Raw genomic sequence first — 21,631 nt, forward strand, 5'->3', positions numbered from 1 at the left:
GCCGAGGCACCTGGTGTTCCCACGATCGACGATTTCGCGAAGGCGGCTGCCAGTGCACGCATCAGTGAGTCAGCCGTGCCGTCTGGTGGTGCATCAGTAGACCACTATCGCAGGCGGTACAGGACTTCACCGGCCTCGGCGACGACGAGCGTGTCCGGGTCGGCTGCCAGCAGCTCCGGGTCGACCGAGGCGGGGTCCAGGTAGTCCAAGTTGGCCGCCCGGACCACGTCCTCGGGGATGCCGGTGGCCAGGGAGACCGTGACGCGGCCGTGTTCGCCCTGCTCCGGATCGTAGGTGCCGGCGCCGCGCAGATGGGTGGAGTGCGCGAGAACACCCCAGTGGTGGTGCGAGAAGCGCTCCCATTGTTTGAGGAAGTAGTCCCGGCAGTGGTAGCCGATCTGCTCGATCTCCGGGTGCATCGCTGAGATCCGGGTGATGTGCGGGGCGTACACGATGACCTGGCCGCCGTCGGCGACCACGGGTTCGACCTTGTAGAAACCCTTGGCGCCGGTCCACATGTCGTCGTACTTGACCGGGACGACGGACACGACCCGGCGGACCGGGGCGTCGAGGTAGCGGACGTGGGTCTGGGCGGACACGTCGGCGCACGCGGCCCACGCTGCCTCGGGCGGCCCGAACGACGCGGCGTGCAGCTCGCCGGTGCCGGACTTGACCACCAGGCACAGCGCGAGACGCCGGCTGGGGATCATGGCGGCCGCCCGGTCGATCAGCGCGCGGACCGGGGTGATGCCGCGGGTGCCGATGATCTGTGCGCTGGTGATCAGGGCGCCCAGCCAGTGGGAGAAGTCGATGATCTCCTGACCGGCGACACCGGGGAAGAAGTACTTGTTGCCGCCGGAGAAGCCGACCACCTCGTGCGGGAAGACCGGGCCGATCACCAGGCAGACGTCGTGGTCGACCACGGCCCGGTTGAGCACCACCGGCACCGGTTGGCGCAGCCGTCCCTCGGACAGCTCGGCGACCTGCTCGGCGTCGATATCGCCGACGGTCACGAACGTTTCGGGCTTCCACCACTCGTGGTTGAGCACGGTGAAGCCGGCGTACGGGCTGCCCAGGTACACCTCCAGCTGGGTCGGTCCCATCGCCGCATGCGTGCCGAGTGCGACCAGCACGGTGACCCGCGACGCCCGCCCGTGCAGGGCCTGGTGCACCGCGGACAGCAGCAGCGGCATCGGGCAGCTGCGGGTGCCGTCGGGCACGATCACGCAGACGCTGCGCCCATCGAGGTCCGCGCCGGCCAGCGACCGCAGCACGAACGCGCGAACCTGCTGGTCGTCGAGAATCTCGTCAGGCCCGCCGATGCGGTCGGCCGTCAGCATCGTGTTCGTCATACCTGCACCCTCCGCTGGGACGGCGGCCGAAGCAAGCCTGCAGGCAATACATGGCTACCGATTGCTACTGAAGGCTGGCGGGACGACGCTGGAGGCATGTCCCCCGCGACCGCACCCCTCGCCTCGCATCCCGACCGCCTCCTGCCGTCCGATCCGGTCGTCCGCCCCATCGCGCGACGGCTCTACGCCGCGGTCCGCGACCTGCCGATCGTGTCGCCGCACGGGCACGTCGACCCGCGGATCCTGCTGGCGGACGAGCCGTTCGCCGATCCGGCGAGCCTGCTGATCCAGCCGGACCACTACGTGACCCGGCTGCTGCACGCGGGGGGCGTGTCGCTGGCGTCGCTCGGGGTCGGCGAGGGCCCGCTGTCCGAGGACCGGGCCCGGGCCGCGTGGCGGCTGCTGTGCGCGAACTGGCATCTGCTGCGCGGCACGCCGGTGCGGTTCTGGTTCGACGGCGAGCTGGCCGGCATTTTCGGCGTGACGCAGCGGCCGAGCGCGGCCAACGCCGACGCCCTCTACGACCAGATCGCCGGCTGGCTGCAGGATCCGGCACACCGGCCGCGGAGCCTGCTCGATCGGTTCGGCATCGAGTTCCTCGCGACCACCGACGACCCCGCCGACGACCTCGCCGCACACGCCGCTCTCGCGGCCGACCCGACGGTCACGACGCGGATCGCGCCGACATTCCGCCCGGACCGGTATCTGGAGCTCGCAGCGCCTGGCTGGGCGGAGGCCGTCAAGCGCCTCGGCGTAGTCGCCGACTCCGACGTCGGCCACTACGCCGGCTTCCTGGCCGCACTCGAGCGCCGCCGCCGGTACTTCGTCGAACACGGCGCGGTTTCCACCGATCATGGCCACGCCGACGCGGTCACGGCGCCACTGAAGCCGGCCGACGCCGCCGGCATCTACTCCCGCGCGCTCGCCGGGCAGGTGACCGCGGCGGAGGCGGCGGCGTTCCGGCGCCACATGATGCTGGAGATGGCGCAGATGTCCTGCGAGGACGGCCTGGTCATGACGCTGCACCCGGGCATCCACCGCAACCACCATCCGCCGACCCTGCGCCGGTACGGCCCGGACACCGGGCACGACATCCCGGTCGCGGTCGAGTACACCCGTGCACTGCAGCCGCTGCTGGAGCGCTACGGCACCCACCCGAACCTGCACCTGGTGCTGTTCACGGTGGACCTGGACGTGCTCAGCCGCGAGATCGCGCCGCTGGCCGGCTTCTACCCGTCGGTGTATGCCGGCGCTCCATGGTGGTTCCTGGACAATCCGACGGCGATCCGTGAATTTCACGGGGCGGTCACCGAGATCGCCGGGTTGAGCCGGCTGTCCGGGTTCATCGACGACACCCGCGCCTTCTGCTCCATCCCCGCCCGGCACGACATGTCGCGCCGGCTCGACGCCGGTTTCCTCGCCCGGCTGGTCGCCGAGCACCGCCTCGACGAGGACGAGGCCGTCGACAGCCTGGTCGGCTTGGTCGTCGACCAGCCTCGCAAGGTGTTCAAGCTGTGAGCGCCGCCCGACTGTCGCGCACCGCCGCGGCGCCGCCGGTGCGGATGGTCCACCTCGGGCTCGGCAACTTCTTCCGCGCACATCAGGCCCGGTACACCGCCGCCTCGCCGGACGCCGGCGAGTGGGGGATCGCCGCCTTCACCGGCCGCTCGTCCGCCCTCGCCGACGCGTTGACCGCTCAGCAGGGCCGGTACACCCTCGTCACACGCGCAGCGGACGGGGACACCTGCGAGGTGATCGACAGCGTCGTCGCCGCTCACCCCGGCACCGACCTGGACACCTGGTACGACTACCTGACCCGGCCGGAGGTCCGCATCGTCACACTCACCGTCACCGAGGCCGCGTACCTGCGCGGCCCGGACGGCGGGCTCGACGCCACCCGCACCGACGTGCGCACGGACCTCGCGGCGATGCGGTCCGACCCGCGCGCGGCCGTGGCCACCGTGCCGGCCCGCCTGGCGGCCGGACTGAGCGCGCGGCGAGCGGCCGGCGCCGGTCCCATCACGGTGGTGTCCTGCGACAACCTGCCCGACAACGGAGCCGTCACGGCGCGCGTGGTGGCCGACCTCGCCGGCCTGCTCGACCCAACCCTGCCCGGCTGGGTCCGGGACACCGTTTCGTTCGTCACCACGATGGTCGACCGGATCACCCCGGCCACCACCGAGGACGACATCCGTTCCGTCGCCGAGCAGACCGGCCTCGCCGACGCGGCGCCGGTCGTCACCGAGCCCTACAGCGAGTGGGTGCTCAGCGGTGAATTCCCGGTCGGGCGCCCGGCCTGGGAGGCCGCCGGAGCGCGGTTCGTCACCGATGTCATCCCGTACGAGCGGCGCAAGCTGTGGCTGCTCAACGGCGGCCACTCGCTGCTCGCGTACGCCGGCAGCGCCCGTGGCCACGACACGGTTGCGCAGGCCGTCGCCGATCCGCACTGCCGGCGCTGGTTGCAGCAGTGGTGGGACGAGGCAGCGCGGCACCTCCGGCTGCCCGACGACGAGGTCACCGCGTACCGGACGGCTCTGCTCGAACGGTGGTCCAACGCGCGCATCCAGCACCGGCTGGCGCAGATCGCCGCCGACGGCTCGCTCAAGCTGCCGGTCCGGATCCTGCCGGTGCTGCGCGCCGAGCGCGCCGCCGGCCGGATGCCCACCGGCGCGGTCCGGGCCCTCGCCGCCTGGATCGCTCACCTGCGGGGTACCGGCGCACCGGTGAACGATGCGGCCGCCGACGCCGTGCTCGGCGCGGCGGGCGGGAGACCGGCCGAGGCCACCGGCCGAGTTCTGGCGCTGCTCGACGCCGACCTCGCCACCGACGACGCGCTGCTGGCAGAGCTGGCCGGCATGGTGGGCAAGCGATGACCCAGCCGCCGGCTGAGATCATCGTCGGCGTGGACGTCGGCACGACTGCCACCAAGGTGGTCGCCTTCGGTCTCGGCACGGCATGGCGCCGCATGGCGATCCGCGAGTACCCGCTGCTGGAGCCCGCGCCGGGTCTGCAAGTACAGAACCCGGACGCAATCATCGTCGCCGTCGTGGCGGCCCTCGCAGAAGTCGTCGCCGCCGCGCCTGGCGCCCGGGTGGCCGGCGTGTCTGTCAGCGCCGCCATGCACGGCCTGCTGGCGGTGGACGACACCGGGACGCCGCTGACGCCGGTGATCACATGGGCGGATGCGCGGTCCTCCGCCGAGGCCGCCGCCCTGCACGCCGACGGGACCGCGACGCTGTTGCACCGTCAGACCGGCACGCCGGTGCATCCCATGACGCCGCAGACCAAGCTGATGTGGTTCAGCCGCCACGAGCCGCTACTGGCCGTCCGAGCCCGCTGGTGGGCGGGACTCAAGGACTACGTGCTGTACCGGCTGACCGGCCGGCTCGTGGCTGAACTGTCGTCGGCCTCCGCGACCGGCCTGCTCGACATGGCCACCCGACAATGGAGCCCGATGGCCGCGGAGCTGGCCGGTGTGCGGCTCGACCAGCTGCCCCCGATCGTTGCCACGACGGCCGTCCTTCCACTCGCCCGGCAGATCGCCGCCCAGACCGGCCTGCCGCCCGGCACACCGGTCGTCGCCGGCGCCGCCGACGGCCCGCTGGGCAACCTGGGCACCGCCGCGGTGAGCCCCGGCGTCGCCGGGCTGTCCCTGGGCACCAGTGGCGCCATCCGCGCGGTCGTGCCAGAGCCGGCCGTCGACGACGCCGGCCACCTGTTCTGCTATGCACTGACCGACGTGGACTGGGTCATCGGGGGAGCGGTCAGCAACGGCGGCATCGTGGCGCGCTGGGCCGGCGAGATATTCGGCGCGACCTCCGATACGGACGTGATGAGCCTGGCCGCAGCAGTGCCGCCGGGAAGCGACGGCCTGATCATGCTGCCGTATCTGCTCGCCGAACGCGCACCGTTGTGGGATCCGGCGATTCCCGGGGCATTTTTGGGCGTGCGCCGGCATCATGCCCGCGGTCATTTCGTCCGCGCCGCCGTGGAGGGCGTGTGCCTGCAGATGTCGACCATTCTCGCCCACCTTGACCTGATTGTTCCGGTGCACGAGGTCCGTGCCACCGGCGGCACGCTGCGCGCCGCCCTGTGGCGCGAGGCCATGGCCGCCGCGGTGAATCGACCGCTGCTTGTCACTGCGAGCGCCGAGGGCACTGCACTGGGCGCGGCCGCTCTCGGCCTGTACGCGCTTGGTCGCTCGCCGACGCTGTTTGACGCAGCCGATGCCTTAGTCACGCCGGGGGAGCGGGCCGCAACGCCGGTGACGGTGGCTCCAGAACTGGCCGCTACGTTCGACCGGATGAGAGCCCGGGTCCCGGAATTGCTCCGCGCCTATCAAGCGGTGTCCGCGCTCTTCGAGGGGCCCCAGGTGTCAAGCCGCCGCACGACGACCGACGGCGACCGCCTACGTAGCGACGGTATTACCGACGGCGTGGCCGAGCTTTCCGGGTGAGAGAACTACCCGCGCCGGTCTTCCCGGCGGCTGCATCCGCGGAGTCGCTGGACGGTAGGCAAGGCAGCAACTGTTGTCGGGCTCAAGCCCAAATGGTTGGCCCTATCAAACTATGTGGGATATGGCCCTCCGCCGCTCCTGAGTCACCCTGGTCGGGTGCGTCAGGAGGGGGCGAAGAACCGGCTCGTGCGGGCGGAGCCGACAAGCGCCTTCGGCATATGCACGGGCTCAGCGAGCACGGTGAAGTGCATACCGGAGGCAGGCGTCCCACCATGCGAGTGTCAATGGACCGCGCGGCGGGCTCGGGTCTCGGCGACCATGGTGGCGAAGGTCTGCTCCGTGAGCGGGTACCGGAAGAAGATCAGTATTCCGAGCAGGATGAATACGACCGGGATGAAGCCGGAGGCGTACCGGATCGCGTCGAGCGCCTGCTCGTTTTGGTTCGGGGCGCCGCCGACGTACCCTCCGAAAGCGATCGCGTAGGCGGCGATCGCGCCGCCGATCGCCTGGCCGAGCTTGCGGGTGAAGGAGAACAGGGCGTACGTGATGCCTTCGGTGCGGACTCCGGTCTTCCATTCGCCGTACTCGACGGTGTCGGCCTCCAGCGCCCACATGAGGGTGTTGATGCCGGCCGTGGCGATGCCCATGATGCCGAAGAAGGTCATGGGCACCCATGGCGTCGACGGCGGTGACAGCGAGATGCCGATGCCGGCCAGCACCCCCACGACTCCGAACGACAGAAACGCCTTTTTCTTGCCGATGCCGCGGACGAGCCTGGGCATCAGCGGCGCGACGAGGAAGATCGCTCCGACGCTGAGCACGGTCAGGGCGGTGAGCAGGTTCGCGTTGCCGAGCACGTCGCGGGCGTAGTAGACCTGCACGGTCTGCAGGGAGAACAACGCGGTCAGGAACGCTAGTGACGCCAGGCATAGCATGACCAGCGGTTTGTTGCTCCTGAGGGTGGTGAAGCTCTGCCGGGCGCTGACGTGTGGGACGTCGCGCTGGACCGCCTCGCGGGCGGTGGCGAACAGCAGCAGGTACAGGGCGAAGCCGACCATCGCGAAGACCGCTGTGGTGATCAGAAGAGATCGTTGGAAGCCGTCGGGGTCGCCGCGGTACTGCTGGATCTGTGGCGAGACGACGAAGGCCAGCATGATGATGGTGACCGCGGTGCCGATCATGCGGAAGCTGGCGAGTTTCGCGCGTTCGCCGGGGTGCTGGGTCATCGCCGCGGCCAGCGAGCCGTAGGGGATATTGACCAGGCTGTACGCCAGGCCCAGCAGGCCGTATGTGAGGTAGGCCAGAACCAGTTCCAGGCCGCTGTCGGCAGCCAGTCCGGGCAGGGTGAACGTGGCGACGCTCAACAGCAGCGCGGGCAGGCCGGCGAAGAGGAAGAACGGCCGGAACTTGCCCCAGCGGGTCATGGTCTTGTCGACGACCCGGCCGGCGAAGATGTCCGCGAAGCCGTCCCAGACGCGGATGACCAGGAACAGCGTGCCGGCCGCCGACGCACTGATCCCGACGACGTCGGTGTAGTAGATGAGCAGGAAGAACGACGTCATGGAGAACGCCAGGTTGTTCGCCGCGTCACCGGCGGCGTACCCGAGGAACTGCAGCGGGCGGAGCTTGCGGGCGGTGGCGGGCGCAGTGGTGGTGGTCATGGTGGTCAGGTGTCCTTCCGCCAGCGGCGCCGCAGCGCGTACGCGGCTGCCTTGGGCTGGCGGTCGCGGGTGAAGACGCCCTTCTTGTTGCCGCCGACCCGCATCACGCCGGAGGTGGTGGCGAAGTCGGCGAAGTTCCACACCTGCTCGCCCACGACCGCGTCGATGCGGTCGAAGACCCGGTGGTTCATGTCGAGGTAGTCCACCTGGTACTCCTCGGACCACGGCTGGGTGGCGACCGAGTGCAGACCAGGGTACGTGTCGGCGCCGTACTCGGTGATGATGATGGGCTTGTTCTCGCCGGCCCATCCGCGTAGCTCCTGCTCCCAGGCCAGCTCGGCGGCGTCCAGGTCACCGGTGTGGGTGTACCAGCCGTAGTAGCGGTTGAGCATCAGCACGTCGGCGAACTGCGACACCCGGCATTTCCCGTACGGCGCGAGCATGACGTTGACAAAGCCGACCGGCCGCGTCGGGTCGAGCTCGCGGGTGAGCGCGAACAGCGGCCGGAAGTAATCCTCCGCGCCTTCGGTGTCGCTCTCCGGCTCGTTGGCGATCGACCACAGCACAACGCTGGGGTGGTTCTTGTCCCGGGCGACCAGTTCCCGGATTGCCTGCGCGTGAACCTCCCGGCTGGTGTCGTTGATGGTCTCCGGGCTGAACGTGGTGTAGCCCTGGGAGCCGAAGATCCCGCCGCCGAGGCCCATGTTGAGACCGACGGCCGCGGTCTCGTCGATGATCACGATGCCGCGGCGGTCGGCGTAGTCGAGCACCTCTTCCGAGTACGGGTAGTGCGAGGTGCGGAAGGAGTTTGCGCCGATCCAGTCCAGCAGCGCGAAGTCGTGCACCATGAACGCGTCGTTGTGGCCCTTGCCGATGACGGCGAGATCCTCATGCTTGCCGAATCCGGTGAAGTGGAACGGCTCGTCATTGATCAGGAAGCGGTTGCCGGCCACCCGCACGGTACGCACGCCAACGCTCTGGTGATAGCTGTCCACCAGCGCGCCGTCGCCGTCGGTGAGCTGCACCTCGAGGTCGTAGAGATAGCCGTCGCCGGGCGCCCACCGGTGGACGTTCTCCACCGTCAGCGTGCCCGCCGCCCCGGCGGCCTCGGCGACCGGCCGGCCGGACGCGTCGCGCAGCACCACGCGTGTGCCGGCCGCACCGACGCCCTCGGTGGTGTACTCGACGGTGCCGGTAGCGCCGTCGAGGCCGGTCACCACGGTGACGTCGGTCAGATGGACCGGGTCGGTCTGGTATAGCCAGACCGACCGGTGGATGCCGGCGTAGTTGAAGAAGTCGTGCCAGTAGCGCTGGCGCGGCCCGGCCGGAGTGTTCTCGATGACGCCGGGCGGGATCGACTGGAAACTGAGCGTGTTGTTGACCAGCACGGTGACGCGGACCGGCTCCCCGGCGCGGACGTGTTCGGTGATCTCCGTCGCGAACGGCGTGTACCCGCCCTCATGGGAGAGGACCTCGGTGTCACCGACCCACACCGTGGCCCGGTGGGTGGCGGATTCGAAGTGAAGCACGATCCGGCGGCCGTCCCAGCCGCGGGGCACCCGCACGGTGCTCTGATACCACACGTCACCGATGTAGTCGCGTACGGCAGTGTCGGCCGCAAGGTCGTTGAAGCTGGCCGGAACCGCCATCTCGCGGGCATGGGGCAGCGGACCGGAGAACCACCGCGCGGCGCGGCCTTCGCCGGCCGGGTCGAGGGAGAACTGCCAGAGTCCGTCGAGCCGCTTGCGCTCCCGGGTGGCGGTGTCTTGAGGTCGAAGCACGCCAAGCCTCCAAGGTTGTCGTCTCATCGCCGCTCCCACCATTGGGCGCGCTCCAGGGCATCGAGGTCAACAAATTGCCCTTGCCTGGAAACGGCCGAGCCGCTTGCCGCCGCTCGGGGCGCAGCGGAAGATGGGATGGTCGAGTGGCGCGCCGGAGGAGGTCGTCTGCGATGTCGGTGTCCCCGTCCGACCATCCGATCAGGCCGGTTGTCACCATCTTCGAGTCCTACGGTTCCGGCGCGGATCTGGTCGGTTCGCGGGTGGCCGACACGCTCGGGGTGGCGTTCCACCCCCAGGCATTCTCCTCCGAACAGATCGAGGAGTCCCCGGAGCAGCGCGACGACGAGGGCCTGCTGGCCCGGGTCTTCGCCGCGATGGGTGATTCGTACGCCGCCCTTGATGGACCGGCCGTGGCGATGGTTCAGCGGGACGACCACGAGCTGGTGCTGCGCAACACCCGCTGGGTCACGGATGCTGCCGGCGCGGGCGCGGTGATCGTCGGTCGCAACGGAGCGCTCATCCTGGCCACCTGGCCGGGGGCTCTGCATGTGCGCCTCGACGCTGCGGTGCCGTGGCGGGTCGAGCAGGCCGCACGGACCAACGGCATCACCATGGACCGGGCGGCCAAGCGGCAGCGGCGCGAGGACGACCTGCGGGCAGACATGTCGATCCGCCTGTACGGCTGGGACCCGCGCGAGCCGACCGGGTACGACTTGGTGCTGAACCCCGGCTCGCTGAGCCTGGACGCCTGCGTGGACGTCATCGTCCACGCCAGCCGGGTGAAGGCCGCGTCAGCCGCCTGACCTCCCGGCATCAGGCTAAATCAGCGCAGCGCGGTGGCGACGTAGGCGGCGCCGGAAGCGGTTCGCGGAATGGGTCATTACTCAGCGCTGCCGTTGTCCGTCTGTCTTGGGCGGGGCCTGGGGCGGTGCGGGGTGGCGCGTCGGTGAGTTCGGGATGCGAAGCGCCGCCGCCGACCAGCAGCAGGTCGCGTGCCATCGCCGGGAAGGCGGCGTCGCCGATCACGCCGGAACTCCGCTGCCGGTGGGCCGACGGAGGGTGTTCCTCTGCGGCACGTCGGCCAGCTCGTCGAGGAGCCGCTGCATCAGGGTGGCGAGGGTGCGCCGGTCGTCGGCGGGCCAGCCGTCGAGGGCGTGTTCGAAGAGGCGCACCCCGCTGCGGTCGATCTCTCGCAGCCTCTGCCGGCCGCCGTCGGTCACGGTGAGCAGCGCGGCGCGTTTGTCGCCCGGGTCGCCCTGTCGCGCGATGAGGCCGCGTTCTTCGAGGCGTCGCACCTGCGGCGTGACCGTCGATTTGTCGACGCCTTGCCAGGCGGCTAGATCGGAGGCGCGGACGGGGCCTTGTTCGGTGATCGATCGCAGCAGGGTGATGTCGTTCGGCGTCAGCGCCTGTGCCGCCGCGCCGAGGAGCGATCGGCGTACGTCGCCGCGGTGTGCCCATCGCAGCAGGCTGGTGAACGCCTCCTGAACCTGTCTGGCCGAGTCGTCGTCATCACGCATGTGACGCAATCTACACCGATAGATGGTTGGCGCAAACCAACCTCCCTGATATGGTTTGGTTATACAAACTATTAGGAGGTGTGCAGGGCTATGGTCACCAAGGTGCCCGGCGGAGTGCGTAGCGGCGACCATGCGGGTCCTGTGACCGCGGGCGGGGCCACTCTGGTCGGCACTGGGTTGGGCGCGTGGCTGGGCATGCTCACCGGGCTGCTGCCGGGTCTTCTCCTGCACAGCCCGGCATGGGCTGCCATGGTGGTGGGCGGTTTGCTGATCGGGGCGGCCGCCGGTGCCGTCCTAGGGTTCATCACCTATTGGGCGACCGACGGGCGCCAGGCGCAGCGGTCCGTGTCGGGGTCGGCCGTGCCCACGCGGCAGGGACGCGTTGGGGGTGGGGTTGTCCTTCGGGAACGGAGGGTACGTCAGGCCAACGGGAGGCAGAGGGGGATCGCGCGTGCTGATACTGCTGATCGCTCACCTGGCTGCCGCGTTGGTGGCGCCGGGCATCGTGCGCAGCATGGGACTGCGGGCGTTCTACCTGCTCGCGGCGGTGCCAGCCGCGGGGCTGGGGTGGGCCCTCACGCACACCGCTGCGATGCGCGACGGCCGCGCGGTCGCCGAGGTGTACCCGTGGGCCGGGCAGCTCGGAGCGGATGTTGCCCTGCGGATGACGTCGCTGTCCTGGCTGATGGTGCTGCTCGTCGGCGGCGTGGGCGCGCTAGCACTGGTCTACTGTGGGCGGTACTTCCCGGCCGGTGAGCCCGGACTGGGCCGGTTCGCCGGGGTCTTCGTCGGGTTCGCCGGTGCGATGCTGGGCCTAGTCATCGCCGACAACCTCATCGTCCTGTACGTGTTCTGGGAACTGACCACCGTCTTCTCGTACCTGCTGATCGGCCACGATCCGACCAGCCGGGCCGGCCGGCGCGCCGCCCTGCAAGCGCTGATCGTCACCACGCTGGGTGGCCTGGCGATGCTGGTGGGCATCATCATGCTGGGTGAGCATGCCGACGGCTACCGCTGGTCGCAGGTGGCGGTGACTCTTCCGGACGGCGGCTACCTGGCCGCCGCCGTGGTCCTGCTGCTGCTCGGTGCTTTGTCCAAGTCGGCGATCTTCCCGTTCAGTTTCTGGTTGCCGCGGGCGATGGCCGCCCCGACGCCGGTCAGCGCCTACCTGCACGCGGCGGCGATGGTCAAGGCCGGGGTGTTCCTGATCGGATTGCTGAGCCCGGTGCTCGCCGGCGCCGTGCCGTGGCGTCCGGTCGTGCTGGGCGCCGGCATCGTGACGATGCTGTTCGGCGGATGGACGGCGTTGCGGCAGGATGACCTGAAGCTGCTGCTGGCGTACGGCACGGTTAGCCAACTGGGCCTGCTGGCCGTCGCGCTCGGGGCGGGGTTCCGAGATGCGGCGCTGGCCGGCGCGATGATGCTGCTGGCCCACGCGATGTTCAAAGCGGCGCTGTTCTTCGTGGTGGGCGTCGTCGACCATGCCACCGGCACTCGCGACCTGCGCCACCTCTCTGGTCTGCGGCATGCGGCGCCGGCGTTGTGGGTGGTGGCCGTGCTCGCCGCGATCTCGATGGCGGGCGTGCCGCCGATGGCCGGGTTCGTCGGCAAGGAGGCGATCTTCGATGCCTTCCTCGGCGGCGACTGGTGGCAGTGGACGGTGCTGGCCGGCGTCGTGTCCGGGTCGGTGCTGACCGTCGCGTACACCTTGCGTTTCCTGTGGGGAGCCTTCGCCGACAAGCCCGGGGTCGCGCCGCGTGCGGTCCGCCGGGTGCCGTGGTCGCTGCTCGCCCCGGCGGCGGTGCTCGCTGTGGCCGGTCTTGCCGCCGGGCTGTCCGCGTCGGCGCTCGACGGTCTGCTGGCCGGGTATGCCGACACCTATCCGGACGCCGGGCGCTACCACCTCGCCCTCTGGCACGGTGCTACGCCCGCGTTGGCGCTGTCGGCGCTGGCGCTGGCCGGCGGCACCGCGGTGTTCGCGGTGACGATGCGGACGCGGTGGTGGCGAGGGGTGCGGCTGCCGCTGGACGGGGCGGCGGTCTACGAACGGGCGACCGGGGGGCTGGGCCGGCTGGCGGTCGAGGTCACCGGCGCCACCCAGCGGGGTTCGCTGCCGATCTACCTGGGCACCATCCTGACCGTGCTGGTGCTGCTGGGCGGCACCGCTCTGCTGGCCGGGCGGCCGGTTCCGGGCGGTTTCCGCCCGTGGGACAACCCGTTGCAGCTCGTGCCCGCCGTCGCGCTGGTCATCGCCGCGGTGTTCGCGGTGCGCGCCAACCGCCGCCTAGCCGCGGTAGTGCTGGTCGGCGTGACCGGGTACGCGACGGCGATGCTCTTCGTGCTGCACGGCGCTCCGGACCTGGCGCTGACGCAGTTCCTGGTGGAGACGTGCACGATGGTGATGTTCGTGCTGGTGCTGCGGCGGCTGCCGGGGCACTTCTCGGTGCGGCCGCTGGTGGCCAGCCGGTGGCTGCAGGTCGGCATCGGGGTCGCGGTCGGCGCGGTGATCTCCGGTTTGGCGTACGTGGCAACAGCCGGCCGCCAGGCCGTCTCGATCTCCACCGCCTTCGCCGAACCCGCCGTGTCCTACGGCGGCGGCCGCAACATCGTCAACGTGACACTGGTCGACATCCGCGCCTGGGACACGATGGGTGAGATCTCCGTGCTGCTGGTGGCCGCCACCGGTGTCGCCAGCCTCGTCTTCGGCGGGTCCCGGCGCCTGCGGCGCGGCGTGCGGCGCCCGCCGTTGCCGACGCCGCCGCGGGGCCAGGTGTGGCTGATGGCCGGGCATACGCTGGACGCCGGGCTGCGTTCGCCGATCCTCGAGGTGGTCACCCGCCTGGTGTTTCACACGATCGTGCTGTTCTCGGTCTACCTGTTGTTCGCCGGTCACAACGCGCCCGGCGGCGGTTTCGCCGGCGGTCTGGTCGTCGGGTTGGCGCTGGTGTTGCGGTATCTGGCCGGCGGCCGGCACGAGCTGGATGTGGCGGCGCCGGTCGATGCCGGCGTGATCATGGGCGCCGGCCTGTTCATCGCGCTGGGCACCGGCCTGACCGCCCTGGTCGCCGGCGGCGAGGTGCTGCAGAGTGCCCTGCTGGACTGGCACCTTCCGGTGCTCGGTCACGTCCATTTCGTCACGTCGATGGTCTTCGACGTCGGTGTGTACCTCGTGGTCATCGGGGTGGTGCTGAACATCCTGCGCAGCCTGGGCGCCGAGGTCGACCGCCACGAGCAGAGCGAACGCGCCGAGGCGATAGCCCGCGAGGAGGAACTGGTGTGAGCCCGAACCTGCTGCTCGTGATCATCGTCGGCGTGCTGTTCGCCGCCGGCGTCACACTGCTGCTGGAACGCAACCTGACCCGGGTGATCCTCGGCATAACCCTGATGGGCAACGGGGTGAACCTGCTGATCCTGCTCGGTGGCACGTACGGCGGACCGCCGATCGTGGGCCTCACCGCGGAACCGGCGATGAGCGATCCGCTGACCCAGGCCATGATCCTGACGGCCATTGTGATCACTCTCGGGATGACCGCGTTCCTGCTGGCGATGGCGTACCGCAGCTGGTTGCTCACCGGTCATGACGACGTGCAGGACGACGTCGAGGACCGGCGGATCATGCGGCGGGCGGAACGGGACCAGGGCCTCGAGGACGAGGACGCGCCGGAACCCGAGGCCGCGACGCAAGGGGAGCCGCGATGACATGGCTCGTTCCGCTGCCGGTGATCATGCCGTTGCTGGGTGCCGCCGTTGCGCTGCTGATCCGCCGGCGTCCGAATCTGCAACGGGTCGTGAGCCTGCTCGTGCTGACCTGCACTCTGGCGGTCGCGATCGCGCTGCTGGTGCTCGCGAGCACCGGTGCACCGCTGACGGTCGCCGTCGGCGGCTGGGCGGCGCCGCTGGGCATCGTGCTCGTCGCCGACCGGCTCGCGACCCTGATGCTCGTCGTCTCCGCGGCGGTGACGCTGTGCGTGCTGGTCTACTCGATCGGCCAGGGCTTGGCCGACGGCGACGGCGCTACCCCTGTGGCGGTTTACCACCCGGCGTACCTCATCCTCACGGCCGGCGTCACGAACGCCTTCCTGGCCGGCGACCTGTTCAACCTCTACGTCGGTTTCGAGATTCTGCTGGCCGCCAGCTACGTGCTCATCACCCTGGGCGCTACGCGCAGCCGGATCCGCGACGGCACCACGTACGTGGTGGTCAGTCTGCTGTCGTCGATGGTCTTCCTGACCGCGATCGGCCTGATCTACGCCGCGACCGGCACGCTGAACCTGGCTCAGCTCGCCGGCCGGCTCGACGCGCTGCCCGACGGCCTGCAACTGGGCCTGCAGAGCATGCTGCTGCTGGCGTTCGGCATCAAGGCCGCTGTCTTCCCTGTTTCAGCGTGGCTGCCCGACAGCTACCCGACCGCGATCGCGCCGGTCACGGCCGTCTTCGCCGGCCTGCTCACCAAGGTCGGCGTGTACGCGATCATCCGTACCCAGACGCTGCTGTTCCCCGACGGCCCGGCCGCCGACCTCCTGCTGGTGGCCGCGTTGCTGACCATGACCGTCGGGATCCTCGGCGCGATCGCCCAGTCGGATATCAAACGGCTGCTGTCGTTCACGCTGGTCAGCCACATCGGATACATGCTGTTCGGCATCGGGCTCGCCTCGGCCGCCGGGCTGTCCGGTGCGATCTTCTACGTCGTGCATCACATCGTCATCCAGACCACGCTGTTCCTCGCCGCCGGGCTGATCGAACGCCGCGGTGGCACCACGACACTGGACCGGCTGGGCGGACTCGCGCGGCTGGCGCCCGTTCTGGGCGTGTTGTTCTTCCTGCCCGCTCTGAACCTCGCCGGTATCCCGCCGTTCTCCGGCTTCCTCGGCAAGCTCGGGCTGCTGCAGGCCGGTGTCGCAGACGGCGGTGCCCTGGCCTGGGCGCTGGTCGCCGGCAGCGTGCTGACCAGCCTGCTCACGTTGTACGCGATCGGCCGGGTCTGGAATCTGGCGTTCTGGAGTGCGCCGCATGCTGAGATGCCGGCGCTCGACGGCGCCACTCGCGGCCGGGCGCTGCCGCGGTTGATGGTCAGCTCCACGCTCGCGCTTGTCATTCTCAGCACCGGGCTCACCGTGATCTCCGGGCCCTTGTACGAACTCACCACCCGGGCCGCCGCGGAACTCCGTGACCGCGAACCGTACGTGCACGCCGTCTTCGGCGAGGAGCCGCCATGACCGACGCCGTAACAACCCGCACCACGCCGTCCCGATGGCGTGACCGCGTCGTGGCCGCGGCAGCGCTGGTCACCGTGTGGATGCTGCTCTGGGGTGTCTTCTCCTGGGCGAACCTGATCAGCGGGCTCCTCGTTGCCGCCGTCGTGCTGACCGTCTTCCCGCTGCCGCCCGTCACGTTCGCCGGGCGTCCGCGCCCGGTCGGGCTGCTCCGTTTCGCCGGGCGGTTCCTCGCCGACCTGGTGGTGGCCAGCGTGCAGTTGGCTGTGCTGGCCTTCCGGTTCGGTCACCGACCCCGCAGCGCCATTATCCGGGTACCGCTGCGCGTCCGGTCGGACCTCGTGCTCACCCTCACCGGGGAGGCCGTCTCGCTGATCCCCGGCAGCCTCATCGTCGACACCGACCAGGCCTCGACGACGCTGTACATCCACGTCATTGGGGTGGCCGACCGGGACGCCGTGGAACGGTTCCGCCGCCAGGTGTACGAGACCGAGGCCCGCATCGTCCGGGCCATCGGCTCCGCCGCCGAGATCAGCATGCTTGCGAAGGAGAGACTTCCATGACCGTGGTTGGTATCGCCGTGTCCATGTTGCTCTTCGCGGCGCTGACCCTCGTGCTCGTCCGGGTCGTGCGTGGACCAACCACGCTGGACCGCATCGTCGCGGTGGACGTGCTCCTGGCCGTCGTGGTGTGCGCCATCGCCGCGGAGGCCGCCTACACCCGCGACGCGACGTCGCTGCCCATCCTGGTGGTCCTGTCCATCCTGGGCTTCATCGGCTCGGTCAGCGTCGCCCGGTTCGCCCCGTGGAGCAGGCGATGACCCTCCAGACCGTCGTCGACATCCTCGCCGGCACCTGCCTGATCTCCGGAGCGCTGCTCAGCTTCGCGGCCGGAGTCGGCTTGCTGCGCTTTCCCGACCTGCTGTCCCGCATGCACGCCGCCACCAAGCCGCAGGTGCTGGGGCTGCTGCTCATTCTTGCCGGCGCTGCGCTGCGATTGCAGAACACCATCGACATCACCACCTTGGTGCTGGTGGGCATCTTCCAACTGGCGACCGCACCCGTCTCCGCCCACATGGTCGGCCGAGCCGTCTACCGCTCCCGGCACGTCCGCACCGATCTTCTCGTGGTCGACGAACTCGCCGCCGACCGCGCCGACGGTGACGGACAGCAGCAGGCTGACGATGCGGCCCACGCACGGCGGGTTCAAGACGCCTGATTCGGCGCCATGGGAACACGGGCCGGGAAGCCGCCGCGAGCAGGGAGTTGAGTATGGACGTGACCGCAACCATCTGGGCGGGTCTTCAGCCCGAAGGGCCGGGCGCAGAATGCCGTGTCGGCTGCCCGGCGGCACGCCACGCAGTATCTGGAGGTCGAGGACGACCCCGCCCTGCGGGAGAAGATCTACACCAAGCTGGCCGCCGAGATCGACGTGATCAAGAGCCTGCCGGAGAAGTACCAAGCGCTGATCCGCGAGGAGGAGAAACTCATGACTCTGCTTCTCCGGGCGTGCGACGTGCACGATGCGGCATGTCCGTCGGCGGCCGCCGGTCCGCCGGTGGTGCCGCGGAGTCCTAAGTTCTGGGACTTCGCAGGCTGTGTGCCACCGACGAAGTTGGCGCCGGTGGTCGATCACAATCAGTGTAATCGTCGGTCCTGGTGTCGGCTGCGCCGTCGGGTGCCGGGCAGCCTGATACGGCGCGGGCGTCGCTCGCTGCCCGGCGTAAACGGCTCGGCGCTGAATGGGTGCATTCGGCCGACCTTCGAGCGGGCCCGCTGACTGTCGTCGAACTCGTACCGGATGTGGTTTCGGACACCGGCTATTCCGGGTACTGCCGTGTCGGCGAAGGTCCGCGGCATTGTCGTGCCGAGCGGATCGTCGGCGAAGGAGCCTGGCTGGGCGCAGAGGCGGTGGCGCTCGACGATTGCGGGACGGGACCGATGGGTATCGGGGACTATGCCGCTTGAACCTCAACCGCCTGACCGGCGCGGTACGGTCGGCCACGCCTACAGTGCCCTGAATCTTCGTTTGCTGCTGGCCGCGTTTGGACTCGTCACGTCGGTGGTCTTCGCCGTGCTGCTGTTCCGGGTCGGCATAGCGCTCGGCTGGTTGTTCGTCGCCCTCGCCGTCGTGGCCGCGGTGGACATCGTCGTGATCCAGCTGCGGCGGCGAGCTCGCCACCGCGTCGACGGTGATGGGCACTCGCTCTTCGAATGACCGCCGCGTGGAAGCACCGGATGACATGCGGACTCACCGATTCGAACGTGACGGCCGCCGCCTCGGGGTGATGGCGCGGTTCCGGCCGGGTTCGACCATGTCGCCCGGTGACCGGTTTGTCGGCATCGGCTCCGAACACCTCGACGCTGTTGCGGCCGGCGGTGACGATTCCGGAGATGGCTCGCCCGTGTGCGCCGTTTCCGATTGAGGATGACCTTCAGGCAGATTGGCACGACGCATTACACGAGCGCGTCTGCGTCGCCGTCGTCGTGGATCACGGCAATGGGGCAGGGTGCGTGCGTGACGCAGTGGGTGGACACCGAGCCCATCAGGAGTCCCTTCCAGCCGCCGTAGCCCCGTGATCCGACGACCAGCAGGTCGGCGCCCTCGGCGAGTTCCAGCAGCGACGCGGCCGGCGGTCCTTGCACCAGGTATGCCTTCAGTTGAGCTCGGGTAGCGTCGAGTGCGGCGCGGCGAACGCTGTCCCGAAGGGTCGTCGCGGATTGCGCTTCGATCTCGTCCAGCGCGTCCTGCGGCCACGCCATCGGCCCGGCGAATCCCATATACGGCACAGTCCAGGTGTGCACCGCCTGCAACTCGGCGCCACGGTGGGCGGCCGCATCGTGGGCGAAGCGCAGTGCACGTACCGAATGTGGGGACCCGTCCACGCCGGCCACCACCCGTTTTGTCGCGGAATCCGGCCTATCTCCGCGTACGACGACCACCGGGGTTTGCGCATACTGAGCGCAGGTCTGGCTGACCGACCCCAGGACGGAACCGGCGAGGCTGCCGCGTCCACGGGACCCGACGACCAGCAGCGAGTCGACGCCCGCTTCGCGGATCAGCCCCTGGGCGGGGTGGCCGTGCCGGACGTCGGTGGTCACCGCGACGTCCGTCGCCCCGGCACCCTCGACCACCGCCCGCACACCGGCCGCGACGTCGCGCCCCAGGCGTTCGCGCAGCCCGGTTACGGATGTCAACGCGGCGAGCCGCTCGGTCTGCTGGGCCGTGCCGTTCGGGTGCCAGACGTTGACTGCCCGCACTGGCAGGCCCCGCAATCTGCCTTCATGAAGTGCCCAGATCAGGGCCTGCTCGGCCTCGGCTGAACCGTCGACACCTACTACTACGCTGGTGATGCTCATAATGCACCGCCTTCGATTGTACGACCGGTCGGATTAACTGACCGCTGGCAACTCCCCGTGCGGGCCGGCCGTGCCCCACGCCGCTCCACCGGCGCAGCTCAGCCGCCAGGTCGAGGTGGTCGACAGGCGCGGCGTTCTCGTACTCGTCCCGCCTCGCGGGGCAGCATCCACATGAGTTCGAACTCGTTGCCGTCGGGTCGGCGCCGTAGACGCTCTTGGTGGCGCCATGGCTCGACGCGCTGGTGTAGGCACCGGCGTCGATCAGCGTAACGCGTGCCGCCGCGAGTTCGTCGATGGTGTCGCACTGGATGCTCAGCTCGACCGTGACGTCGGCCTGAGCCTGTTCGTGTAGCGGTTGCGTGGCGGGTCAGGTCAGCCAGGCCAGGGCGGCCGCCACCATGGCCTGGGTGCCGGTGTCGAGGGTGGGTTGGACGACCGGCGCGAAGGCGGGGGAGTGGTTGACCGGGATGTCCTCGGAGACTCGCCCGGCGTCGACCGCCCGATGGTAGGCCGCGGGGTCGGTTCCACCAATGCCCCAGTACGTGAAGGGCACGGACAACGCGTTCGGAATATCGCTGAAGTCCTCGCTCGCAGACTGCAGCGGCAGGTCCTGGGAGCGAGCGCCGAAGAAGGCGTCGAAAGCCGCCCGCACCCCTGCGGTAACCACGGGATCGTTCTGCGTCGGCGGGAAGCGGTCGGACAGCAGGAACTCGGGGTCCTTGGGCGACCGCGACGCCTGACATTCGGCGATCACAATCCGCTTCACCGCGTTCAGGATGGCTTCCCGGGTCTTGTCGTTATAGGTGCGGATGTTCAGTTGCAGCACGGCGTGATCACCGATGACGTTGCTGGTGGTACCCGCCTGGATGCTGCCGACCGTCAAGACGGCCGGATCCGTCGGGTCGACCTCACGAGCGATCACGGTCTGGAGCCGTACCACGATCATCGCGGCCAGCACGACCGGGTCGACCGCGGCGTGCGGCATCGAGCCGTGCGCGCCTCGGCCGTAGACGGTGATTTGTACGCTGTCGGCAGCGGACAGCGCCGGGCCGGGGCGGGTGCCGACCACGCTGGCCGGCATTGGTAGCACGTGTTGAGCAAACGCCACGTCCACGTGGCCGACGATCTCGGCGAGCCGGTCCTCCACCATCTTCCGCGCACCATCGCCGACTTCCTCGGCGGGTTGGAACAGCGCGACCACCCTGCCCCGCCAGGCGTACCGGGCCTGGGACAGCAGGGCGCAGGCGCCGAGCAGGCAGGTGACGTGAACGTCGTGACCGCAGGCGTGCATCACGGGCACCTCGTTGCCGTCCCGGTTGCGCGCGGTGACCGTGCTCGCGTATGGAAGACCGGTGTGTTCCTCGACCGGCAAGGCGTCCATATCGGCTCGCAAGAGGACGGTCGGCCCGTCACCGTTGGGCAGCACACCGACCACGCCGGTCCCACCGACCCCCTGGTGAACCTCGTATCCGAAGCCGCCGAGCCGTTTCGCCACCTCGGATGCGGTGTCGTGCTCCTGATGGGACAACTCGGGATGTTCATGCAGGTGCCGGTAGAGCGCTTCCTGCCAGGGCCGGGTTTCGTCCAGGCCGCTGAGAACACTCGCCGTCGGCGAGCCGTTGATGGTCATCGTGAGGGCTCCTTCGTCGGCGGTGGGGAGTGGGGCGGGGTGGGTGCGTCGACCCCGTACCTCAATGCGAACAGCCGCACAGCGGCGCAGACGGAAGCGCCGAGCACGGGAAAGACGGGGTTGGTGCTGCCGGCCTGCTGCGCGATGACCAGCACCGCGGCTCCGAGCAGCGCCGGTATCGCGTACAGCCCTTCACGCAGCACCGTCGGGACCTGCCGCAGCAACACGTCGCGCAGCATCCCTCCACCGATGCCGGTAATCGCCCCCAGGAGGACTGCCTGCACTGGTCCCAACCCAAATCTCAGCGCCTTGGTTGCACCCGTCACGGCGAACAGGGCGAGGCCGAGAGCATCGAAGACCATGACACTGCGCTCGGCCCGCTCCAAAAGGCGGCCGGCGAAGAAGCAGACCAGTCCCGCCGCCGCGGCGGCCGCCAGGTACCGCCAGTCCCGGAAGGTCGCCGGAGACGTGCCGATCAACACGTCCCTGATGATGCCGCCGGCCAGCCCGACGACCGCAGCGAGCACGACAACGCCCACCAGGTCGAGCCTCGCTCGTACCCCGGCCAAGCCACCGCTGAGGCCGAATACGAACGTGCCCGCCAAGTTCAAGGCGAGGATGAGCCCGGGGTCGAAGCCCTCGGGAACGTCCATGGGTGC

Annotated in this window: 19 protein-coding genes; 12 read left to right on the forward strand and 7 right to left on the reverse strand. The window is 69.7% G+C overall.

Translation table 11 applies throughout. The features are described 5' to 3' along the window. Positions 1–104: 104 nt before the first annotated feature. The gene (locus Ari01nite_RS41550; protein ID WP_239163466.1) at positions 105–1,352 is read right to left on the reverse strand and encodes a lactate racemase domain-containing protein; all 1,248 of its coding nucleotides are present in this window, start codon (positions 1,350–1,352) and stop codon (positions 105–107) included. 96 nt (positions 1,353–1,448) lie between these two features. Here Ari01nite_RS41550 and uxaC point away from each other — a divergent pair, with 96 nt between their 5' ends. Genes uxaC through Ari01nite_RS41565 form a run of 3 tightly spaced genes read left to right on the forward strand, consistent with a single transcriptional unit; the run spans position 1,449 to position 5,808 of the window. After that, entirely contained in the window at positions 1,449–2,870 is a 1,422-nt protein-coding gene (uxaC, locus tag Ari01nite_RS41555) for a glucuronate isomerase (protein WP_203789116.1), read from the forward strand. Beyond that, a complete protein-coding gene (locus Ari01nite_RS41560) occupies positions 2,867–4,225 on the forward strand; it encodes a mannitol dehydrogenase family protein (protein WP_239163467.1) in 1,359 nt (452 codons plus the stop codon). Before uxaC ends, Ari01nite_RS41560 begins: the two co-directional genes overlap by 4 nt. Then, a complete protein-coding gene (locus Ari01nite_RS41565; protein WP_203789118.1) occupies positions 4,222–5,808 on the forward strand; it encodes a gluconokinase in 1,587 nt (528 codons plus the stop codon). Before Ari01nite_RS41560 ends, Ari01nite_RS41565 begins: the two co-directional genes overlap by 4 nt. Before the next feature lie 281 nt (positions 5,809–6,089). Here the strand turns inward: Ari01nite_RS41565 and Ari01nite_RS41570 are convergent, their stop codons facing one another. Further along, a complete protein-coding gene (locus Ari01nite_RS41570; protein ID WP_203789120.1) occupies positions 6,090–7,469 on the reverse strand; it encodes a glycoside-pentoside-hexuronide (GPH):cation symporter in 1,380 nt (459 codons plus the stop codon). A gap of 5 nt (positions 7,470–7,474) precedes the next feature. After that, positions 7,475–9,250 carry a beta-glucuronidase gene (uidA, locus tag Ari01nite_RS41575; RefSeq protein WP_203789123.1) on the reverse strand — a complete coding sequence of 592 codons (1,776 nt, stop codon included), beginning with the start codon at positions 9,248–9,250 and terminating at the stop codon, positions 7,475–7,477. Between the two features lie 170 nt (positions 9,251–9,420). Between uidA and Ari01nite_RS41580 the strand changes: the two genes are divergently transcribed. After that, the gene (locus tag Ari01nite_RS41580; RefSeq protein ID WP_203789125.1) at positions 9,421–10,053 is read left to right on the forward strand and encodes a cytidylate kinase-like family protein; all 633 of its coding nucleotides are present in this window, start codon (positions 9,421–9,423) and stop codon (positions 10,051–10,053) included. A gap of 219 nt (positions 10,054–10,272) precedes the next feature. Here Ari01nite_RS41580 and Ari01nite_RS41585 read toward each other — a convergent pair whose 3' ends face one another. Then, positions 10,273–10,770, reverse strand: coding sequence for a MarR family winged helix-turn-helix transcriptional regulator (locus Ari01nite_RS41585; RefSeq protein ID WP_203789127.1), 498 nt, complete (start codon positions 10,768–10,770; stop codon positions 10,273–10,275). A gap of 451 nt (positions 10,771–11,221) precedes the next feature. On the opposite strand from Ari01nite_RS41585, the gene Ari01nite_RS41590 reads away from it, so the two are divergent. From Ari01nite_RS41590 to Ari01nite_RS41625, 8 genes are all read left to right on the forward strand, one after another. After that, positions 11,222–14,050: a Na+/H+ antiporter subunit A gene (locus Ari01nite_RS41590; RefSeq protein ID WP_203789129.1), complete on the forward strand. Its 2,829-nt coding sequence runs from the start codon at positions 11,222–11,224 to the stop codon at positions 14,048–14,050. Further along, complete coding sequence (locus tag Ari01nite_RS41595; RefSeq protein ID WP_203789131.1) at positions 14,047–14,469, forward strand: Na(+)/H(+) antiporter subunit C; 423 nt, start codon at positions 14,047–14,049, stop codon at positions 14,467–14,469. The genes Ari01nite_RS41590 and Ari01nite_RS41595 overlap by 4 nt, the downstream gene beginning before the upstream one ends. Next, positions 14,466–15,986, forward strand: coding sequence for a Na+/H+ antiporter subunit D (locus Ari01nite_RS41600; RefSeq protein ID WP_203789132.1), 1,521 nt, complete (start codon positions 14,466–14,468; stop codon positions 15,984–15,986). Before Ari01nite_RS41595 ends, Ari01nite_RS41600 begins: the two co-directional genes overlap by 4 nt. Further along, positions 15,983–16,546, forward strand: coding sequence for a Na+/H+ antiporter subunit E (locus tag Ari01nite_RS41605; RefSeq protein ID WP_203789134.1), 564 nt, complete (start codon positions 15,983–15,985; stop codon positions 16,544–16,546). The genes Ari01nite_RS41600 and Ari01nite_RS41605 overlap by 4 nt, the downstream gene beginning before the upstream one ends. Continuing rightward, positions 16,543–16,803: a monovalent cation/H+ antiporter complex subunit F gene (locus Ari01nite_RS41610; protein WP_203789136.1), complete on the forward strand. Its 261-nt coding sequence runs from the start codon at positions 16,543–16,545 to the stop codon at positions 16,801–16,803. The genes Ari01nite_RS41605 and Ari01nite_RS41610 overlap by 4 nt, the downstream gene beginning before the upstream one ends. Then, positions 16,800–17,201: a monovalent cation/H(+) antiporter subunit G gene (mnhG, locus tag Ari01nite_RS41615; protein ID WP_203789138.1), complete on the forward strand. Its 402-nt coding sequence runs from the start codon at positions 16,800–16,802 to the stop codon at positions 17,199–17,201. The genes Ari01nite_RS41610 and mnhG overlap by 4 nt, the downstream gene beginning before the upstream one ends. A 114-nt stretch (positions 17,202–17,315) precedes the next feature. Further along, the gene (locus tag Ari01nite_RS41620; protein ID WP_203789140.1) at positions 17,316–17,762 is read left to right on the forward strand and encodes a hypothetical protein; all 447 of its coding nucleotides are present in this window, start codon (positions 17,316–17,318) and stop codon (positions 17,760–17,762) included. Positions 17,763–17,939: 177 nt separating this feature from the next. Continuing rightward, positions 17,940–18,200, forward strand: coding sequence for a hypothetical protein (locus tag Ari01nite_RS41625; RefSeq protein WP_203789229.1), 261 nt, complete (start codon positions 17,940–17,942; stop codon positions 18,198–18,200). A 239-nt stretch (positions 18,201–18,439) separates the two neighbouring features. Here the strand turns inward: Ari01nite_RS41625 and Ari01nite_RS41630 are convergent, their stop codons facing one another. The 3 genes from Ari01nite_RS41630 to Ari01nite_RS41640 form a co-directional block, all read right to left on the reverse strand. Beyond that, positions 18,440–19,342: a universal stress protein gene (locus Ari01nite_RS41630; protein WP_203789142.1), complete on the reverse strand. Its 903-nt coding sequence runs from the start codon at positions 19,340–19,342 to the stop codon at positions 18,440–18,442. Between the two features lie 367 nt (positions 19,343–19,709). Further along, the gene (locus Ari01nite_RS41635) at positions 19,710–20,972 is read right to left on the reverse strand and encodes an amidohydrolase (protein ID WP_203789144.1); all 1,263 of its coding nucleotides are present in this window, start codon (positions 20,970–20,972) and stop codon (positions 19,710–19,712) included. Beyond that, positions 20,969–21,625: a trimeric intracellular cation channel family protein gene (locus Ari01nite_RS41640; protein WP_203789146.1), complete on the reverse strand. Its 657-nt coding sequence runs from the start codon at positions 21,623–21,625 to the stop codon at positions 20,969–20,971. Before Ari01nite_RS41640 ends, Ari01nite_RS41635 begins: the two co-directional genes overlap by 4 nt. Positions 21,626–21,631 lie beyond the last annotated feature (6 nt).

The sequence above is a fragment of the Paractinoplanes rishiriensis genome (assembly GCF_016862375.1).
GTDB lineage: Bacteria > Actinomycetota > Actinomycetes > Mycobacteriales > Micromonosporaceae > Actinoplanes > Actinoplanes rishiriensis.

What these genes read in the sequence shown, in the direction of transcription:
- Ari01nite_RS41585 (WP_203789127.1), bottom strand. Translation starts at nt 10,770, where the DNA reads ATGCGTGATGACGACGACTCGGCCAGACAGGTTCAGGAGGCGTTCACC.
- Ari01nite_RS41640 (WP_203789146.1), bottom strand. Translation starts at nt 21,625, where the DNA reads ATGGACGTTCCCGAGGGCTTCGACCCCGGGCTCATCCTCGCCTTGAAC.
- Ari01nite_RS41605 (WP_203789134.1), top strand. Translation starts at nt 15,983, where the DNA reads ATGACCGACGCCGTAACAACCCGCACCACGCCGTCCCGATGGCGTGAC.
- Ari01nite_RS41625 (WP_203789229.1), top strand. Translation starts at nt 17,940, where the DNA reads ATGCCGCTTGAACCTCAACCGCCTGACCGGCGCGGTACGGTCGGCCAC.
- Ari01nite_RS41610 (WP_203789136.1), top strand. Translation starts at nt 16,543, where the DNA reads ATGACCGTGGTTGGTATCGCCGTGTCCATGTTGCTCTTCGCGGCGCTG.
- Ari01nite_RS41630 (WP_203789142.1), bottom strand. Translation starts at nt 19,342, where the DNA reads ATGAGCATCACCAGCGTAGTAGTAGGTGTCGACGGTTCAGCCGAGGCC.
- Ari01nite_RS41635 (WP_203789144.1), bottom strand. Translation starts at nt 20,972, where the DNA reads ATGACCATCAACGGCTCGCCGACGGCGAGTGTTCTCAGCGGCCTGGAC.
- mnhG (WP_203789138.1), top strand. Translation starts at nt 16,800, where the DNA reads ATGACCCTCCAGACCGTCGTCGACATCCTCGCCGGCACCTGCCTGATC.
- uxaC (WP_203789116.1), top strand. Translation starts at nt 1,449, where the DNA reads ATGTCCCCCGCGACCGCACCCCTCGCCTCGCATCCCGACCGCCTCCTG.
- Ari01nite_RS41550 (WP_239163466.1), bottom strand. Translation starts at nt 1,352, where the DNA reads ATGACGAACACGATGCTGACGGCCGACCGCATCGGCGGGCCTGACGAG.
- Ari01nite_RS41565 (WP_203789118.1), top strand. Translation starts at nt 4,222, where the DNA reads ATGACCCAGCCGCCGGCTGAGATCATCGTCGGCGTGGACGTCGGCACG.
- Ari01nite_RS41580 (WP_203789125.1), top strand. Translation starts at nt 9,421, where the DNA reads ATGTCGGTGTCCCCGTCCGACCATCCGATCAGGCCGGTTGTCACCATC.
- Ari01nite_RS41600 (WP_203789132.1), top strand. Translation starts at nt 14,466, where the DNA reads ATGACATGGCTCGTTCCGCTGCCGGTGATCATGCCGTTGCTGGGTGCC.
- Ari01nite_RS41570 (WP_203789120.1), bottom strand. Translation starts at nt 7,469, where the DNA reads ATGACCACCACCACTGCGCCCGCCACCGCCCGCAAGCTCCGCCCGCTG.